General features: G+C 55.8%; 8 protein-coding genes. 3 read left to right on the top strand and 5 right to left on the bottom strand.

Annotated features, from left to right (window positions below):
* Window positions 1-20: 20 nt before the first annotated feature.
* Window positions 21-575 (bottom strand): helix-turn-helix domain-containing protein, encoded by a 555-nt coding sequence (locus J7394_RS06160; protein WP_170555177.1) that lies wholly within the window; start codon window positions 573-575, stop codon window positions 21-23.
* Between the two features lie 106 nt (window positions 576-681).
* Here J7394_RS06160 and ilvD point away from each other — a divergent pair, with 106 nt between their 5' ends.
* Window positions 682-2,514, top strand: coding sequence for a dihydroxy-acid dehydratase (ilvD, locus tag J7394_RS06155; protein ID WP_209251648.1), 1,833 nt, complete (start codon window positions 682-684; stop codon window positions 2,512-2,514).
* Window positions 2,515-2,920: 406 nt separating this feature from the next.
* On the opposite strand, the gene J7394_RS06150 is transcribed toward ilvD, so the two are convergent.
* Complete coding sequence (locus J7394_RS06150; protein WP_209251646.1) at window positions 2,921-3,739, bottom strand: sulfotransferase family protein; 819 nt, start codon at window positions 3,737-3,739, stop codon at window positions 2,921-2,923.
* 141 nt (window positions 3,740-3,880) lie between these two features.
* Between J7394_RS06150 and J7394_RS06145 the strand changes: the two genes are divergently transcribed.
* The gene (locus J7394_RS06145; RefSeq protein ID WP_209251644.1) at window positions 3,881-5,458 is read left to right on the top strand and encodes a DUF5928 domain-containing protein; all 1,578 of its coding nucleotides are present in this window, start codon (window positions 3,881-3,883) and stop codon (window positions 5,456-5,458) included.
* 36 nt (window positions 5,459-5,494) lie between these two features.
* On the opposite strand, the gene J7394_RS06140 is transcribed toward J7394_RS06145, so the two are convergent.
* From J7394_RS06140 to J7394_RS06130, 3 genes are all read right to left on the bottom strand, one after another.
* Window positions 5,495-6,991, bottom strand: a complete 1,497-nt coding sequence (locus J7394_RS06140; RefSeq protein ID WP_209252054.1) for an aldehyde dehydrogenase family protein — start codon at window positions 6,989-6,991, stop codon at window positions 5,495-5,497.
* An 18-nt stretch (window positions 6,992-7,009) separates the two neighbouring features.
* Window positions 7,010-8,116, bottom strand: a complete 1,107-nt coding sequence (locus J7394_RS06135; protein WP_209251642.1) for a saccharopine dehydrogenase family protein — start codon at window positions 8,114-8,116, stop codon at window positions 7,010-7,012.
* A gap of 1,146 nt (window positions 8,117-9,262) precedes the next feature.
* On the bottom strand, window positions 9,263-13,255 hold the full coding sequence (locus tag J7394_RS06130; protein WP_209251640.1) for an AAA and adenylate/guanylate cyclase domain-containing protein: 3,993 nt from the start codon (window positions 13,253-13,255) through the stop codon (window positions 9,263-9,265).
* Window positions 13,256-13,966: 711 nt separating this feature from the next.
* On the opposite strand from J7394_RS06130, the gene J7394_RS06125 reads away from it, so the two are divergent.
* The gene (locus tag J7394_RS06125; protein ID WP_371811959.1) at window positions 13,967-19,411 is read left to right on the top strand and encodes an alkaline phosphatase D family protein; all 5,445 of its coding nucleotides are present in this window, start codon (window positions 13,967-13,969) and stop codon (window positions 19,409-19,411) included.
* Window positions 19,412-20,130: the final 719 nt, after the last annotated feature.

Genomic DNA, 20,130 nt, shown 5'->3' with positions numbered 1-20,130 from the left:
AAAAATCCTGAAAGGCCGGGCTACCCGACCGAGGCCAGCTCGGCCGGTTGAAAATAGTGATGCATGTTCAGGAAGGCCGCCCCATCTGGCCCAGCGCGATAGCCATGCGGCAGATCGGCGGCAAAGCGCAGTCCCTCACCGGCTTTGAGGGCGACCCATTTGCCATCCTGCAAAACCTCAAGCGCGCCGTTCAGAACAAAGACCTCTTCGGTCACCCCGGCGGCATGGGCCGGGGATTCGTGGCTTTGATTGGCGGCCAGTTCGACATGGAAGGTCTCGGCGCCAAGGGCGGGATCAAAGGGAAAGACGATCTTGACCTGAATGCTGCCCGGAAAGGTCACGGTCCGGAACACGCCCTGCGCGCGCGCGTCCGATGTTCCGATCAAGGCGCTGAGCGGAACCTGAAACCCCTTGGCGATTTTCCACAGGGTCGCGATGGTTGGGCTTGATTCGCCACGCTCGATCTGGCCCAGCATCGCCTTGCTGACACCCGTCAACTCGGCCACTTTGGACAGGCTGAGGCCCGACGCTGCCCGCACATCCTTTAGTTTCAGCGTGATTTCGTCCGATTCCATATCCGCGCCCAACGATTTGTCTTGTGCGTTATAACGCACATGTGGTACGTGCGCTATAACGTACGCACCCCGCATATCGCAACCGGGGCAAAAGGGAAACAGCATCATGCCAATGTACCGATCCAGAACCTCTACCCATGGCCGCAACATGGCCGGTGCCCGCGGCCTGTGGCGCGCCACCGGTATGCAGGATGACGATTTCGGCAAACCGATCATTGCCATCGTCAACTCGTTCACCCAATTCGTGCCCGGTCACGTCCACCTGAAAGACCTGGGCCAGATGGTTGCGCGCGAGGTTGAGGCCGCTGGCGGCGTTGCCAAAGAGTTTAACACCATCGCTGTGGATGACGGCATAGCCATGGGTCACGACGGCATGCTCTATTCACTGCCCTCGCGTGAGGTGATCGCGGATTCGGTGGAATACATGGTCAACGCGCACTGCGCCGATGCGATGGTCTGCATCTCGAACTGCGACAAGATCACCCCCGGCATGCTGATGGCCGCGATGCGCCTGAACATCCCGGCGATCTTCGTTTCAGGCGGACCGATGGAGGCCGGCAAGATCGACATCGCCGATCTGGACGTGAAGAAGATCGACCTGGTCGACGCGATGGTTGCCGCAGCGGACGACAAGTACACCGACGAACAGGTCAAACATATCGAGGAAAACGCCTGCCCCACTTGCGGCTCCTGCTCGGGCATGTTCACGGCGAACTCGATGAACTGTCTGGCTGAGGCGCTGGGTCTAGCCCTGCCGGGCAATGGCTCGACTCTGGCCACCCATTCGGACCGCAAAGAGCTGTTCCTGGAAGCCGGTCGCCGCATCGTCGAGATCACCAAACGGCACTACGATCTGGACGAAAAAGGCTTCCTCCCACGTGAGATTGCGACCTTTGAAGCCTTTGAAAACGCCATGAGCCTAGATATCGCTATGGGCGGGTCCACCAACACCGTTCTGCACCTTCTGGCCATCGCTCATGAAGGCGAAGTGAACTTCAACATGAGCCATATGGACCAGCTGAGCCGCAAGGTTCCCTGCCTGTGCAAAGTCGCGCCGAACACCGAGAATGTGCATATGGAAGACGTGCACCGCGCCGGTGGCATCTTCTCTATCCTCGGCGAACTCAGCCGCGCCGGGCTGCTGCACGAAGACTGCAGCACGGTGCACTCAGCTACCATGGGCGAAGCGATTGCCAACTGGGACATCAAGGTTGCCAACAACCCGAAGGCGCAAGAGCTGTTCAAAGCGGCCCCCGGCGGCGTCCGCACCACGCAGGCCTTCAGCCAGTCGAACCGCTATAAAGAGCTGGACACCGACCGCGAAGGCGGCGTCATCCGCTCCAAGGAACACGCGTTCAGCCAGGACGGTGGCCTGGCAGTTCTGTTCGGAAATATCGCCCGTGACGGGTGTATCGTGAAAACCGCGGGTGTGGATGAGAATATCCTGAAATTCACCGGTACGGCCTATGTCTGCGAAAGCCAGGATCAGGCCGTTAGCGACATCCTGACCGGCAAGGTGAAAGAGGGCGATGTGGTGGTTATCCGCTACGAAGGTCCGCGCGGCGGGCCGGGCATGCAGGAGATGCTGTACCCGACCTCGTACCTGAAATCCAAAGGTCTGGGCAAAGCCTGCGCCCTGTTGACTGACGGTCGATTCTCAGGCGGTACATCGGGTCTGTCGATTGGTCATGTCTCGCCCGAGGCGGCTGAAGGTGGCGTCATCGGCCTGGTGCAAACCGGCGACAAGATCGAAATCGACATCCCTGCCCGCTCGATCCATCTGGCGGTCTCGGATGAGGATCTGGCTGAACGGCGCAAGGTGCAGGACGAAAAAGGTTGGGCCCCGGCAGCACCGCGCAAACGCAAAGTGTCCACCGCGCTGAAAGCTTATGCCAAGCTGACCACCAGCGCAGCAAAAGGTGCCGTGCGCGAGCTGTAACGTCTTCGGAAGCGAAATCCAAAGGCCCCACCCGCCTGGCGGATGGGGCCTTTTTTGAGGTGGATGGAGCAATCCCACAGTCGGACTGTCCTCTTCGGGATACACTCACGCGGCCGACACGTCTTGGGACCCATCCAGAATACGGAAACTGTGCGTCAGTTCATCGCCCACGAACGCGACGTCGAGGGCCCCCTACTCCCGCTAAGCTGGATTCGAGACTTCGCTGACCACTGACACAATCCCAAACGCTCCCGCGCCCGATCCGTGCCATCGGCTACGCCGATACCCCGTTCGGACTTGGGCCCGGCGCCGCGCAAAGCGCGGCGCCGGGCCCAACCAGAGGAGATGTCTCGTCAGAGACATTGACGATGGGCGGGAGCGTTCCCCTGCCCCAAATAAACCAGAACTACGACCCGAGTTTCGCGTGGATTTCATCCAAGTCGATCTCACCCACCGGCATCTTGTTTGCCGGGTTTTCGAAATCGTATTTGAACAGCTCAAAATCCTGTTTGTAGATCTCATAGACCAGATGCATCGAAAGATCGTCGAAATAGTCCTCGACCGGGTGAGCGCGCTTGGGACCATGGCCTTCGGATTCGTTGAATCTCGGGATCTCAGATAGGGTCACGGGATGCGCGGTCTCGATATGCTCCAGAACATCCTGCATCCCGTCGTTGAACTTCTCGGTCCAGAAAATGTTGTCGTAGCGCCCGCCATTGACCACAAAGGTCGACACGTGGCCCGACATGGCCGACCAGTGGATATCCGGGTCCATCGGCCTGCGCCACCGGATCGTATCCCGTGCAAATAGAAGGAAGCGGCGGAAACTGGCGATCTGGTCGAACTCACCCTTTCCATCCTCACCGCCAACCTCGATCCCGTAGTTATAGACCAGCGTCGGCACCAGCTTGCCCCGGTACCGCTTTCCGTTGCGCTGAATACCACAGATCTTATCGAAGAAGGAGCTGAGGATCCGCGTATAGGGATTGCGCACGCAGGTGAACGCATAAGACCCATGATTGCGTACATTGGCCGATATCATGCCCTGACTATGGTCAAAGGCCCATTTGTGCATCCCATCCTTGGCATCATGAATGTCGCCGTCAAAAAACCGGCCATGATCAGAATAGTACATAATCTGGCCAATGGTCGAGCAGGCACATTTAGGCACAACACGGTACACCATGCTTTCGCTCTCGGTCATCCAGGTGCCGGGGAACCCCATCTGCTATGCCTCCTCAAAATCTCGGAACTTGTTACGCGCAAGTCGTTTTACAAGCAAAGAACCAAAACTATTCGGTTTATTCAATCGCTCATCCTCAGTATCACGAGTGTAAACGGGCAGAAACGGAAATAGCGGACCCACATGGCGAAGATTGCCTACATATTGCTGTGTCACAAGGACCCCGACGCGATCATCGCGCAGGCTGAGCAATTGACCGCCGTCGGCGACTATATGGCAATCCATTTCGATGCGCGGGCCAAGGCGTCGGACTATGACCGCATTCGTGTCGCCCTGAAGGACAATCCGAACGTCACCTTCGCCGCCAAACGCATCAAATGCGGTTGGGGTGAGTGGTCTTTGGTGCAGGCCACCCTGCACGCCCTGCAAGCGGCCGAAAGCGCCTTTCCCCGTGCCACGCATTTCTACATGCTGTCGGGCGATTGCATGGCCATCAAGACAGCAGAATACGCCCACAACTTTCTGGACGAGCACGACACGGATTTCATCGAAAGCCACGACTTTTTTGCCAGCAACTGGATCAAGACCGGCATGAAAGAAGACCGGCTGATCTACCGCCACTACTTCAACGAACGCACGCAGCCCAAGCGGTTCTATACCTCTTACGAGCTGCAGAAACGGTTCAAAATCACGCGCGACATCCCCGACGATATTCAGGTGATGATCGGCAGCCAGTGGTGGTGCCTGCGTCGCCGGACGGTCGAGATGATTTTGGATTTCCTGAAACAGCGGCGCGATGTGGTCCGGTTTTTCTCCTCTACCTGGATTCCCGACGAGACCTTCTTTCAGACGCTGGTCCGGCACCTGATCCCGAAGAACGAAATCGAAAACCGCACGCTGACCTTTCTGATGTTCTCGGATTACGGCATGCCAGTGAGTTTCTACAATGATCACTTCGACATGTTATTGGGGCAGAATTACCTATTCGCCCGCAAGATCAGCCCCGAAGCCCACGAGCTGAAAGAGCGTCTCGGAACCCTCTACGCCAGCACCGGTGTCGATTTCCCGATCTCGGATGAGGGGCGCAACCTCTATGCCTTCCTTGCCGGGCGTGGGCGTGTCGGCCGCCGGTTCGGTCAACGGTTCTGGGAGGCCGGGAATACGCTGGGCCCGGAACGAGAGCTGTTTCTGATCGTCTGCAAAAAGTGGCACGTGGCAAAGCGGCTGGTGGATCAGATTGCTTCGGTCACCGACATCCCCTGTGTCGAGTATCTGTTCAACGAGCAGGACACTCCGCTGCCGGATCTGGGCGGGATCGAGACGACTCTGACCAAACGCTCGCGCCACAGGCGGGCCGTTGTGCGCATGCTCTTTGATCATTTCGGATCGAACCAACTGGCGCTGTGCCTTGATCCGGCCAATCTGGACGCCATTCAGGATTTCTGCGGCGATGCCGCCAAGACCCATGTGTTGGAAATCGAGTGTCAGTATTCCGACGACTACCTGATCGGCCATGCGCGCCGTGTCGGCCTTGCAGGCGAAAACAGCCCATCCGAGACCGTTGCGCGCCTGCTGCCCACCCTGCGCAATGATCTGGCACACGAGTCCGAAGAAATCCGCAAGGCCGGAATTGATGGCTATCTGCGCCTGCGCGAGACATCGGATCGAGCCGAGAATGAGGCCGCAATCTCCAAGTTCCTTGGTGTGAAAAACGAGACAGCCCAATCCATCATGCAGCTGGACTATCTGTTCTCAGATTGATGGCCCGGCGGCGTGACCCCGCCGCCGGACGAGCGTTCAGATGTCGAACTTCACACCCTGCGCCAGCGGCAGCTCTGCCGAATAGTTAACCGTGTTGGTCTGACGGCGCATATAGGCCTTCCACGCGTCCGAGCCGCTTTCGCGCCCGCCGCCGGTTTCCTTTTCACCACCGAAGGCACCACCGATCTCGGCGCCGGACGGGCCAATATTGACGTTGGCGATACCGCAATCCGATCCGGCGGCTGTCAGGAACTGCTCGGCCTCACGCATGTTCAGGGTAAAGACGCACGAGGACAGGCCCTGCGGCACACCGTTCTGAATCTCAATGGCATCGTCAAAATCGTCATAGCCCATGACATAGAGGATCGGCGCGAAGGTTTCTGTTTTGACCGTTGCTGTCTGGCCCGGCATTTCAACAATGGCAGGCTCCATATAGACGCCGCCCGGAACGCCGTCGGTGACGCACTTCCCACCAAAGACCACGCCGCCTTCGGCTTCGGCGGCTTTCAGCGCCGCTGTCATCGCCGCGCCCGAGGCCTCATCGACCAGTGGGCCAATCAATGTACCCTCAGCCATCGGATCACCAATGGGCAATCCGGCATAGGCTTTCTTCAGACGCGCGACCAGCTCATCTTTGATCGAGTTGTGGACGATCAGGCGGCGCAGTGTCGTGCAGCGCTGACCCGCCGTTCCGACCGCCGAGAAGACAATCGCCCGCACCGCCATTTCCAGATCGGCCGACGGACCGACAATCATCGCGTTGTTCCCGCCAAGCTCCAGAATGCACTTGCCGAACCGCGCCGCCACAATCGGTGCAACCGCACGGCCCATACGCGTCGAGCCGGTGGCCGAGATCACTGGCACGTCTTCGCTGGCCACCAGGGCCTCACCCAGAGCAGCGCCGCCAATCAGGGTTTGCAGCAGGTTGTCGGGCGCGTCCCCGAACCGGGCCAGCGCACGTTCAAAGATCTTCTGACAGGCCATCGCGGTCAGAGGCGTCTTCTCGGACGGTTTCCAGATCACCGGATCGCCGCAGACAAGCGCCAGCGCCGCGTTCCACGACCAGACCGCAACCGGGAAATTGAAGGCCGAGATCACGCCGACCGGACCTGCCGGGTGCCATGTCTCCATCATCCGGTGGCCGGGACGTTCCGAGGCAATGGTCAGACCGTAAAGCTGCCGCGACAGGCCGACGGCAAAGTCGCAGATGTCGATCATCTCTTGCACCTCGCCCAGTCCTTCCGAGGTGATCTTGCCCGCCTCCCAACTGACCAAGGCGCCCAGATCGTCCTTGGCGGCGCGCAACTCCTCGCCCAGCAGGCGGATCAGTTCCCCCCGCCGAGGGGCGGGCACGGTGCGCCACGCTTTGAAGGCGGTTTTGGCGTTGGCTAGGATGGCCTCCATCTCAGAGGCCGGTGTTTCATGCACGTCCGCCAGGGTGCGTCCATCGATCGGAGACCTTACCGCCAACGTTCCCCCTGTCAGCTCCGCTGCGGTCAGGTCGAGGTTTGCCAGAGTGGTTTCTGCAGTCATCACAACGTCTTTCATCTTTTACGCCGCCTTGTTCTGTGGGGTTACGTCGCCCGCCCGATAGAGCCGGCCAAATTCGGTATTGAGGAAATCGGACAGCTTCACCTGCTCTTGCTGGACAAAACCGGTTGAGGGCAGAACGCCCGTACGCATCAGATCAACCACGCCCAAAACGCCCGCTGCGGTGGTGACCTGAATGGCGCTCCAGACCTGTCCGTTGATCTCACGCGCGAAGCTTTTGTTGATCAGGGACTTTTCGCGCAGGGCTCCGTCGATCTTGCCCTTGGCGGTGCAATAGACAAGCACAACATCCTGATCGGTGCGCGGAAGGGCGGCCTCAAAAATCTCTTTCAGAAGATCGCGGCGTTGACCCAGCCCCAAATCGTTCAACAACAGTTTCAGGATGTCACAATGACCCGGATACCGGATCGAGCGGTAGGACACCGCCCGCGCCTTGCCTTCCAGGGTTTCGGGAAGGGTTCCAAGGCCGCCTGAGGTGTTGAAACACTCATACTCCACCCCGTCATGACCCAAGACCTCATAGTCCTCCAGCGGGGCGGTCTTAACCCGTTTGCTGTTCACGATGGCATCACACGGGTTGCAGTATTCGTTGATCAGCCCATCGGTCGACCAGGTCAGGTTGTATTTCAACGCGTTGGTCGGAAACAAAGGCAAGGCCCCAACCCGCATATGCAGGCTGTCGATCTCATCAAACTCAGCCGCCAGCGATGCCCCCGCGATCCCGACAAAACCGGGCGCCAACCCGCATTGGGGCATGAACGCGGTCTTGCTGTTCTCCGCCAAAGCGCGCACGGCATTGGTGGCCGCGACATCTTCGGTCAGGTCAAAATAATGCGCCCCGGCCTGCTGGGCGGCTTGCGCGATATTTGGTGTCAAAAAGAACGGAGCCGCCGAGATCACCGCGTCAAACGTCTTCAGCCCTTGCGCCAGACCTTCAATATCCGAGGCATCAATCTGCTTGGTCGCTACGCCCATTTTGGCAATGTCGCCCAAGGCCTTGAGATCATGATCCGCAACCGTGACGCTGTAGTTTGGCGACCCCTTCAACAGCGTGGCGATCATCTGCCCAATCTTGCCAGCTCCTACGATGCAAATATTCCAACCCATAATGCGCCTCCTCAGTCTGGTTTTTAATCCAGAGTGGCGGAGAACATCGTCATTTCGCAGGGTTCAAATTGACGAAATAACGGATGTAATGGTCATTTTGTTGGCATTTTGGATATTTTGTCGGAACAAATGTTGAATCGGGTCATGTAGGGTTGCCGCAACGGCGGCGAGATCACCGACATACGCTCCGCCAACGCGGAGCTGGGTACACCCCGGGTAAATAGATCACACGAAAGAGCAGAAACTGGTCTGCTCATCTCAAGGTCACTTGTTTATCTTTTCGAACGCTCGGATCTTTTCACACAAGATCCTCAAGTTCTTTCAGGTACAAATGCTTAAAAACATACTCGATTTCCTCAAGTCCCCGGTTGACTTGCCGGTTTCTTACTACGGCTATGCAGGACTCATCAGAATGCCGCGATCCGAAGTCGCGTCTGGTCGCTATAAACGAGCGGCGTTTACTTTAACGAACTGATTGCACGGATTCTCTTAGGAGAGGCAAGTAGGGCAACAAATCACTAGTGGAAGGTACCTCTAAGTGTATCGACCAGTTCTATTGGTCAACCCAATTGGGCGCAATGTGGCGAAGCATTGATTGGAAGTGCCGCACACTTTCGCTCGAATTGCTTCCACAGTGTTTCCAGTGGGAATGGATTGCAGCAACAGGAGTGCGCCTACCTGACCCTTAACGCACTGCTTTCATTGGTGTAAATTTGGTTTCGGGATTGGGAATTGAACTTCTACCTTGAGGTTGTGAGCCTGACGAGGTGAAGACGTTAAGCAATTGATCCGGGGGATCAATCGTAGTCTGAACGGGCTGCTTTGAAGGTTTCCGACCTGGTTGCGGGAGGGCGCAACCACCGTTGCCGGACGAAATTAAGATGTCAGATTTAGCGCGGAAGCGGACATAAAAAAACTTCACTAGTGAACTTCCGAGATGCGGACAGATTAGCCGTTAAGAGTTTTTTATTCGAACGACGGGTTTGGGCGCTTAGAGAATGTCGCAAAAGCACCTAGTGCGGTAAACGTACAATTTCTGATGGCGCAGTGCACCCTCACCAAAGCCGCCATATTTTAACCCCAGTCTTTTCCTAGGAGCTATACAACGCTTTATTGGATTTGAGGCCTAGATAACTTAGCATCCAATCACTCCCGCCGTCTGATTTCGGCAAGGATTAGAGACTCATCTTTGCGCAGTGTTCGGTCTTGCGCGACTTTTAGTGCAGACCTCCAAGTCTGCATTGCCCTATCGCAATGACCGTTCAACCATTGATCCAGTCCTGACCAAAGACCTAGCTGGGTTTCTCCGATGATAAATGTCTTGCAGTAGCGACTTAGATGGCCAAAGGCCTTGTCTTCCAAGCGTTTCCATTCGTCATACCCATCGGCAACACCCGCCTCGCGCCCGCGCAAGAGCAATTCCAGCACGCTGCCGATTCCAACAATGATGACGTGCGATGAGGGCCGCTTTATCTGCTCCAGAAGCCGCATCATTTCGACCGACGTATCATAACTGGCGCCGTGTTTGCCGACGCGCGACAGGGACAAGGCATGGGCTCCCTTGATGGAAACCTCCGCGGCAAGATCGGAAATTTTTGTTGTACCGGAAGAAATTAGGTGCAGGATCTCGACGGCCTCACGAGGGCGATCAATGTGCAGCATGCACAATGCCTTGCATCGCAAAGCCCAGATTTCCTGTTGCGTGTGACCCGCATTCTGTGCCCGGGACAACAACGCCAAAGCCGTTTCTTCCAGCGAACTCAGATCGCCACGATAGTATTGCGACCAAAAGCGAATTCCCTGTGCATTGCACCAGCGCAATTGATCACCCGCTTTTTGCGCCAACTGCAGGGCTTGATCGACGCGTGTATCAACTTCGTGCCATTCACACAAACCCAAGCGCCAAAGCGCATCCACCGTACAAATATGTGATTGTGTCGACGGATCATCCAGTTTGACGGCAACCTGTTCGGCTCGTTGCATCAACCGGTTGTTCGCTTTGCGCAGGCGCATCATGCCCAGGCCGCTGGCAAGTTGTGCGGACGAAATCGCCGTTTCGACAGTTTCACCGGCTTTTTCAGCATGTAAGACCGAACCTGCCAAATTGCACATACCGCGAGTCATTCGCAGCTCGAAGTAGTCGACGGTGGCAGCTTGACCTAAGCAGCGTGAGATTTCGCGTTCACGTTCCTTTGAGTCGGTTCGGTCCAAGTGTTTTTGAATGATGGGCAACAGGTTCCTCAAATAGAGCAACAAGAAACGCATGATCAGCAACATGAGGATCCTGCCGCTGTTCGTTGGGACGGGTTGCCCGGCCACATCAAGCGCTTTGCGGATGGCCACTCCCTGCGCCCGAATGTCGCCCCGACTGTAATGCGCTTCGGCCAGTTGCCGTCGCCAACGCACCGAGCGCAGCTTTTCCAGCGGTTCCAACGCGCGTTGACGTCGTTCATGGTCAAGGCAAATACCCACAAAGGACTCTACCTCTCGAAAAGCACCGACCTGCACCGCGTTTGTTGCCGCCAGGTCTGCGTACTTTACGGCATGATCAAAGTCGTCCGCCGCTTCGAAATGCTGTACCAAGATGGCAAGATCCGCACCTGTGGCTTGGGGGCGGGTGGTTTCAATCCAGCGTGCAATGGCCCCATGCAATTGACGCCGAATTTCGCTGGGAATCGAATTGTACACGACATCACGAATTTGCCCGTGGCGAAATTCGTACACATCGGGTTCATCGGTGTCTGTGATCAGTTGGGCGTCAGCCAGTTGGAGGACGATTTTTTTAGCCCCTGCACCATTGAGAAACCTGAGTGCAGAGATGTTAAATCGACGTCCAATCACCGCAGCGGATTTGAGAACTTTCTGCACGGCCATGTCCAGGCGGTCGACCCGCTCGCGAATAACTTTTTCGACACCCTCAAAAAACGTCAATTCATCCAAAGGCCTGCTCGAACACCAAAACCCGTCCCGGAGCGTAATCAGCCCTTGGTTCCTTAGGGACAGGGAGATCTCCTCGGCGAAAAACGGGTTTCCGCCAGCTAGTCGAGACACGTTTTCAGCCAGTTCATCACTTGGTGGAGCATCGCCAAGTGTACGGGCCACGAGTTGTTGAATGGAACGTTCATCCAGCGCCATCAATTTTAACGTTTCACATGCCCGATGTGACGCAACCGCTGGACCGTCACTTTGCCAACCTATCAGATTTGTACGTCGACGCAGATCCTCAAGCTCTTCCGGGGCTTCGCCCGCGCGAACACATAGAACTAAAAATAGAGAATCAACGGAACCGAACACCCATTCCACCGAACGCCAGGACGCGGAATCTAGCCACTGGCAATCTTCCAATACCAAGGTTAGGGGGCGTGGACCCAGTCGATCAATAATGGTGCCAAGCAAGCGCATTGTTGCGTCGGCGCGATGGGCACCTTGCAAATGCCGAGTCATCTCGGTTTGTGGAATATCAATGCTGAGTACATCGCCAAGCAGTGGAAGCCGCTTTTCTATATCTTGTTGATTTTGCGTGCGAACCCGGATCAGTTCAAGAACTTGATTCCCATTGCTATCAATGGGCACTCCGACAAGAAATTCCAAAACTCTACGCCAGATCAGCAGCGAGGTTCTTTGAACTTCGCGGTCAGCGCAAGCAATCGAGACCGCATATCCTTCCGCTTTGAGATCATCGGCAAACGCCTTGACTAGAGTTGTCTTGCCAATACCTGCTTCGCCGTCGACAATGACAATGTGGTTTGCGCCGGATTTGACATTTTCGAATGCGGATTTCAGCGCCTCGATCTCTTTCGTTCGCCCGACGATATCGACAGAGGATACGGTGCTGGGTGTACGTTCCAGCGGTTCGAACACGGGTGTCATATCGCTAAGACCCAAAAGCTGAAGCGTTCCACGCCGCTTGAACAAGAACTCGCTGCGTGCGACACGCTCGGTCGGGGCGTCGCATAGTATTGCCCCATCGGTTTCGGTCATTAAGCGGGCGGCGCGGTTGACGGTTTGGCCAATAACCATCCATTGACGACAACGCGGACTTCCGACGACCCGGAACAATGCTTCACCTGTTGCAATTCCAATAGAAGTGTCAAATCCGTGCGCCAGAACGGTTGCACGGATCGCGCACGCGGCATCAAGGGCGCGTTGCGGATCGTCACGATGGAATTTTCCAGGTTCCCCAAAGGCGACCCAATAAACCAGGCCTTTATCATCGATGAGCATTTCGCCGACCGGACAATCCCGCGCGATCAACAATGCCTGCAACGAGACACATAGCGCCTGAAACTGTTCCGTTGCAGGTGGACTGTCGGTGGAGATCCCGACAATCCGCGCAAATAGCGCTGAAATCGGACGAACCTCGGCCAATTCATCCAGCTTCGCGTCAACGTCTTTCAAGCTGTGAAGCGTGTTGCGCCCAGACGCGCTGTCCTGGTTGCGATCTTCTTCGCGAGGAAAAAGGTTGTCCTGAAAATGTTGTGGCAAGAAGCCGCGAAGCCATGAGTAAGGCGGGCAATCGCTCAGATCAGCTTGAGCCGGTTTGACCACGGGGTCCGCGGAGGTGTCCAGTACCGCCTGCGCAACGTCGGATAATGCATAGCTGGAACTGCGAGCATGAGATTGCGCTGTAGCCGCTTGCAGGATGGCTGTGCCACCGAAGATCAGGTTCCAAACCGGATTTCCGCCAACCGTCGCCACCCACATCTCGCCAAAACCGATACCGGCGTGAATGGCGGGTGTATCTGAGACTACAGAAAGATCAGCACCTCTCTCGCTTTTTCGGCAGATTGCACCTGCACATGATATCGCGCGACGAACAGCTTCCGCAGCGCCGAGCGTGTCCGCAGGCCAATAAGCGAGGAAGGAATCTCCGGAGAAGCTGAGCACCTCGCCTCCGTTCGCCATGATTTGGTTCGCTGATCGTGAATAGGTCTGGTCAAGCAGCTTGGGTATTTCTTCAAGGCCCGTCTGGCCACGGCGCGCCAACTGTTCAACAAGCGCAGTGTAGCGTGACACATCCACAAACAGAGCCGCGCCAGAAAGTCTGACGACAGAGGGGCGTGCGCGGTGCCTGGGATACATGCTTCCAAGCAAGCGTAAAGGTAAAAAGCTCGCCAGAATAGAATTGCCCTCGCCCATAATCCCTTTCCAACAACGGGATGCTGACGCATGGAGATGGGAAGGCATCGAAATGGTCAGAAAAATGTTCACCAAATCGAGCTTCAGTTCGCGTCAGCACGACCTAAAATCAGGCTAATGCTTACACATTTAGACGGATTTGCGAAGAACGTGTTGTAAGTGCTTGCCGAGGATATTCGGGTTAGAAGGCGTTTGTCTGGCCTATTTCTTGTATTTTTAGCCGCCACGCGTACAATTGGTTGCTGAGTTGTTTGAATAAATAAGTGCATCGGACAGTTCTGCTCTGAGCAAATGACTGTCCAATTACACAGCATTTTTTGCTTTGGGATTTTAGTACCGGACCAGATTACCGCCGTTTCCCAACGCTTTTTGAACTCGGGGGAAGACGTTGCAATGCCGGTTAACTTGGACACTGATTCTCGCACCGCTTGGATTTCGCAAGGCTTTGAAAACCTTGTAGGCCGCGTTCTGACCGACCCCGACGATGTGCATTTCGACATTTTGATAATTGGGAGCGGGTATGGAGGCGCTATCTCTGCGGCGACGCTCGCTGGGAAACATCATGACAACCAGCGCATTACGATCGGCATTCTGGAACGTGGTAGAGAATATTTGCCTGGCGCCTTCCCGACCGGACTAGCTGAATTGCCCAAGCATCTCCGCCGAGATGGACATCGGGAAGGACTGTTTGATGTCCGGCTGGGGAGGGGTGTGACAACGGTAACGGCAAACGGCGTCGGCGGTGGCTCCCTGATCAATGCAGGCGTGATGGAGGTGCCTCGCCCCGAAATTTTTCAATCCGGATGGCCGGCGGCACTTTCTGACTTGGATACATGGCGAAACTATTTTGACCGCGCATCTGCATTGCTTGGCGCGACCGCCGACAACGCTCCAAATACTATTCTCAAGCGCCCTGGCGGCCCACCGCAGAAATACAATTCGCTTGAGGGCATAGCGCCTGGCGGCAAGTTTCGTCCTGCCGCCATTACCGTGGCCATGGAGGATCGTACAAATACTGGAAACGTCGCCCTGAAGATGTGCAAGATGTGCGGGGATTGCGCGACGGGCTGCAATTTCGGTGCCAAAGATTCATTGGATGTCAATCTACTGGTCCAAGCACAGCAAAATGGCGCGGACATTTTCAGCGGCGCAACGGTTTTGCACATTGAAAAAGACGGCGACAACTGGGTCGTAAACACCGTTTACACGAACGCGGCCCTGCGCGAACGCCACTCTGACGCGAACGGCGATCCCGAAGTTGTCAGGGTTCGCGCGCGAAAGGTCATCGTCGCGGCAGGCACTCTTGGGTCCACCGAGATTCTGCTGCGGTCAAAATCAGAAGGTCTTGTCGTCTCGGATGCGATGATCGGAAAACGTTGTTCGACAAATGGCGATATGCTGGTCGCAGACTACAATACAAGTGCCCGAGTAAACAATGTAGCCAGCGAACAGGTACAACCCTCCCAACGTCAAATCGGCCCTACGATTACAGGCATCATCGACTTGCGCGACACCGCAGGTGTATTGATCGAAGAAATTTCTGTTCCAGCTTCGCTGCGCATCGCATTCAAAGAGATATTTGGAACAGTGAACGCACTTCACAGTTTGGACGAAATCGATTGGTCCACGCATTCAAAAGGCTTCCCGCAGGACGACATTTATTCGGTTGCTGAAGAGAGAATAGACAATACTGCGCTGTTTGCGGTGATGGGGAATGACGGCGCGGGCGGCCACATCACCCTAAACGGTGACCCGACGCCGGACCGTGACGGAATCGCTGAGATGCACTGGAGCGATGTCCGAGATCATCCGATTTTTAACACCGAAGTCGACACCCTATCTGGTCTGACAGACATTACTGGCGGTCACATCATTCCAAACCCGGTTTGGAGGCTGCTGCCAAAATCCATGAACTGGTTGCTGAAAGATCAAAAGGGGCCAGTTACGACGGTCCATCCGCTCGGTGGTCTGGTCATGGGTGATACCGGCGCCGATGGTGTTGTTGATCCGTTTGGACGCGTCTACGCCTCAAGCACGTCTTCAAGTTTGCACGATGGTTTGGTCGTACTGGACGGATCGATCGTGCCGACCGCGCTTGGGGCAAATCCGGCACTGACGATTTCGGCAGTCGCGCTGCGTGCGGCCGAAAACCTTGCTAATATCTGGGGATATGAAGACGCTCCGCCTGCAGTTGCGCCCATAGCCCCCCTTGAACGGCCTGTGTTCCGGGGGACCGATGTCGCAGCGCCCAAGCCGCGCACAGAGGTCGAAGTCTTCGAGCGCCTTGTCGGAAAGGTTCAAATGGCGCCGCAAAACGGGTCAACGGCATCTTATGTTGTTGAGTTGACCCTGCGCTTCGCGCCCAAACAAATTGCTGATCTGTCACCAGCGACGGGGGGCGATTGCACCCTGAGTGTTTCGGTTGATCCGTCCAACGCTCACCTGCAAAGCACAGTTCGGATTTATGCGGATGACGACAATTGGAAATCTCTCAATGACAGCTGGGATCCGCCTGAACTGCGTGAGGAGAAACTGAACGAGCTTGCTGTGTTCAAGGCCCCGATCAGCGGCACGCTCAAGGTATTTGAACGCCAAAGTTCATTTGGCTTTGGCCGTATCGTCAGGGCCTTGGCGGCCTGGTTGCCCAACCGGGGCGCGCGCGACACATATCAGGCATTGGTCGATGGCGGTGATGGCCCCGGCCTGTTTGCGCGCATCAAGTCGGGTATCGCCATTGCCAGCCGCAGCGGAGAGCTGCGCGGCTTCGTATATGATCTGGATATCGGCACCGCCGAGGCCGGAGCTGACATAGCGCTGGATGGCAACAAGATCGTTGGGCTCAAGCGGTTTACCTATGCACGCAGGGGCAATCCGTGGCGGCAGCTGATGGACGTGGATCTGGAGGAATTCCCCGGACTGTCGTCATCTTCAAAGCCGGTACTCAAGCTCGATCTGGCTTTTTTCGCACGGATCAACATTCCACTCTTTCGCATTGCCCGCCAAGACGATGCTGTAAGTGCAATTGGGGACATGATCGGGTTCCTGGGATATTTCCTGCGAATGCTGCTTGGCATCCATATCTGGAGTTTCCGCGCACCCGACGAAGATCTGGATCCTGCAAATGATGAAATCCACTTCCAGCCACCTGCTGAATTGAAAGTCAGCAGTGTCCCCAGCGGCTCAGTTCCAGCAACAATTGTGAAAAAGACATTTGCCGCTGAGGTGCCCGAACTTGGTGAGGAACACGATCCGATAGATACCGAAGTCTGGATCACGCAATACAAGCACGAAAATTCGACCAAACGGCCCGTCGTCATGCTGCACGGTTACAGTTCTGGTGCGACCACATTTGCGCATCACGCCGTCGAACCCAACCTTGCGAGTCGAATTTTTGACACCGGCCGAGACGTGTGGCTTGCCGATCTTCGCACCAGCCCACTTTTTTCCAGTGCCACGACATTTACCTTACCGGATGGAACAGAAAGCACCGTGCCCGATACGGCGACTAAACCCTGGAGTATTGAGCAGGTCGCTGACAAAGATGTTGGTTGGGTGATTGACCTAGCCGCACAGGCGTCTCCGGATGGACAGGTAGACGTCGTCGCGCATTGCATGGGAACGGTCATGTTCAGCATGGCTGCGCTGAGCGGCAGGTTTTCGGCCTTGCCCGCGTCTGGCCATCCATCCAAAGTCAACCGCGCCGTATTCTCGCAAGTCGGGCCGCTTGTCGTCTTTACGCCGATCAACATTTTCAAGGCCTATGCGACGCGGTATCTGATCGAGTTCCTTCCCGACAACTATCAGTTCAAGCCACAAGACCCGACGCTGGCGGATGACTTGCTGGATCGCCTGCTCACCAGCCTGCCTTACCCGATCGAAGAATTCGACATCGAGAATCCGATTTTGCCATGGAAACGGACGCCATGGACGCGGACACGACATCGAATGGATGCGATTTATGGTCGAAATTTCAGCTCAGAGAACATGGAACCAGACGTTCTGACCTATCTGGATGAGCATTTCGGCGCGTTGAGCCTCCGCACGGTTAGCACAGCATTGCACTATGCACGCTACGCGATGATGACGGATCGGCATGGACGCAATCAAAGGGTGTCCCGCAGGTTGTTTCGCCAACATTGGCATTTCCCGACGCTCAGTATGCATGGCGAAGAAAATGGGATGTCGGCGATATCGACGCTGGACCGAATGGAGACGATCCTCGACGACGCAGGCGCGCATTTCGTCGATCCGTTCATAAACGACGGGGCCGGTCATCAGGATTCGTTGATTGGCACAAAGCGATTTGCAACCGCTAGCCGGATCGAGACGTTTCTAGATCAAGATTTCTCAGACCTGACGGCCGGAGACCCAAATGATGAAAAAGTCGCATTTCCGCCGTGGATTGGGCCGATCATCACCAAAGAAGTCCAAGGCTCCAAGGCAAAGCTGATCGCAAGATTGGGATCGGCGCCAACACATCGCGAAGCCCAGGCGATCGTGATGCTGCGCGCTCAGGTCGTCGGAGACCAGATTCTCCGCCCCGACGATCAAACCGCAGAGTGGACGCCTGATTATGTTGTCGAACACATGATCGTTCTCAAGATCGAGGACCTGACGGATCATCGTTGGGCAGCCTTCGAAGTGCCGCCACCCACTGCGTTTCCGCACCATGATCCCCTGCATGCAGGCAACGCCACGCTGCTTTTACTTGTCTACGACGAATCCGACACCCTGTTTCTGCCGGTTGTCGGCTATTTCATCGCGCAGGCCGGACGGGTCATACAATTTGATCCCAACGACTATGACATTCAGAGAGAGCGCAGTGATTTCGAATACATAACCTTCGAGCGCATGTCGAAGGCGACGAGCGACCTCATGAAACTCGCAACGCCTGGCTCGGCGACGGATCCTGAGGGGGGCAAAAATACAGACTCGCTTGGAACAGAACGTAACATCCACGACAGGGATACGACACCGGCTGAGCAGGCCATGGTGAACAGCGCCGCTGTCGCCAAGGCTTTGGGACAGGACCGGAGGTTGATGGATGGCATCATCCCGGACCAGACATTGGACGCCGTTTTGAACGAAACGCGATTCACGCTGGCATCCTGCCAATACCCAACTGGTTTCTTCGATGCACCCGTCGCGTCTGCATCATATCAGAGCATTGCGGATGCATTGGATGGCCCGCCGGAAGAAGCGCCTCGTTTCATGATCTTTGCGGGCGATCAGGTCTATGTGGATCCGACCGCCGGATTGTTTGATCCTTCGGACAGCGATGACAAATACCGCATTCCCTATGAAAACTGGTTGCGTATGCGCAGCACCCGTACCGCTCTGCGCTCTGTCCCGTCTTTCATGCTGCTCGATGATCACGAGATTACGGACAATTGGGAACCGGTCGCAACGCCAGACACGGCACAGAACCAAGCCGCGCTGCAAAATGGCTGGCCCGCGTTTGAAAAGTACCAGCGCGGTGTGAACAAAGTGCTGCGCGATTTCAGTTTCGATGGATTCCCGTTCTACTTCCTTGATGCACGGACGATGCGATCACATCGAAAAGTCGGAATGCTGAACACTGCGAAGCTCTTTGCGGATCCCGACATTGCCCACCTGAAAAACTGGCTGAACCAAAATGAAATCAAATCGTTACCGAAGTTCGTCGTCACGCCGTCAATGCTGCTGCCACGTCACCGACGTGCAGTGCAACGCAACAGTGATTTGAATGCCGGAAACCTCAGCGCCCTTCATTCCGATGGGTGGGACGGATACCCTGAAACCATGCGTGACTTGCTTGCGTTTATCGCAGAGAACGCGATCAAGCACGTTGTTTTCCTTTCAGGCGACGAACACCGGGGCTGCATCGCCAAGGCAGACCTGAATGATGATCAAGGTAGTCTGATCACGCGGGTGCATTCTATCCACACTTCGGCAATGTGGTCGCCATTTCCATTTGCAAATGCTATCGACGAGGACTTTGTCGATTGTGAAACGATAGCTGTAAGGCAGGGCGGAATCGATTATTTTTGCAAGGTCGCGGCAACACGCCCTTCTGCAGGTGATGGACCGACCTATCTGGCGGTGCGCAAAGACGGAATTGGCTGGAAGCTCAGTTGCCGATATTCAGATGGGGTTACTAGCACCGTTGACCTGTAAAAGTTTAAGGGTCGTCATCACCATGTTCAAAGTGGGTTTCTTGTGGTTCGCTGCCGTTGGAGCAACTTTCCGCATTTTGCGCTTCGGGCTCAAGTTTATCGTTCTCCGCAGTTTGCATGATTAGCGGATCGCAGCTAAATCCGGACCTCACCCGGCACCCTTGCGCATGAAGGTATCACGTTCGGATAACCACCCCAAGCCAAAATAAGGTAAAAACAAATAGTTACTTTAACTTACACATGTTGAGTCCGGCCTGATCTCTGAGTCGGTAACCGTGGGTTCACTACGCCGTGCTGCCCTTGACAAGCAAGCAACGGTTCATAGGTCAAGGAAACTATCAACCCACCAGCCGCGATGGCTGGGCCGCCAATATTGGGATTGGACAGGACGGCACTTCGTCCTCGACGTACTCGATGGCAATGATCCTGATCTCGTTTGAGTTCAGTGTTTTGTCTTCTGGAGTGAACTCCTAAGCCAAAACACAGCGATCATTGCTTCGAGCGGTTCCTTTGTAAGGAACGTATCGATGACGTGTTCGTCGTCTGCTCCCAAGGGCAAGGCGCGCGGGAAGTATCGGTTGTCATGAGGGCCACAAACCTGATGGTGTGGATGGCTCCTGCTCCAACGGGCGTCGCAATGCGCCATAGTGCAGTTGTCTAAGACTGCTTATGAGAGGAGCCACCCCATGCAAGTTACCACAATCGGCGTTGATCTGGCCA

Origin of the sequence: Ruegeria sp. R13_0, from assembly GCF_017743995.1 — a bacterium.
In the GTDB taxonomy this organism is placed as follows: domain Bacteria; phylum Pseudomonadota; class Alphaproteobacteria; order Rhodobacterales; family Rhodobacteraceae; genus Ruegeria.
Note: the sequence above shows the minus strand (reverse complement) of the source record. Positions and strands in the feature narration are given on the sequence as shown.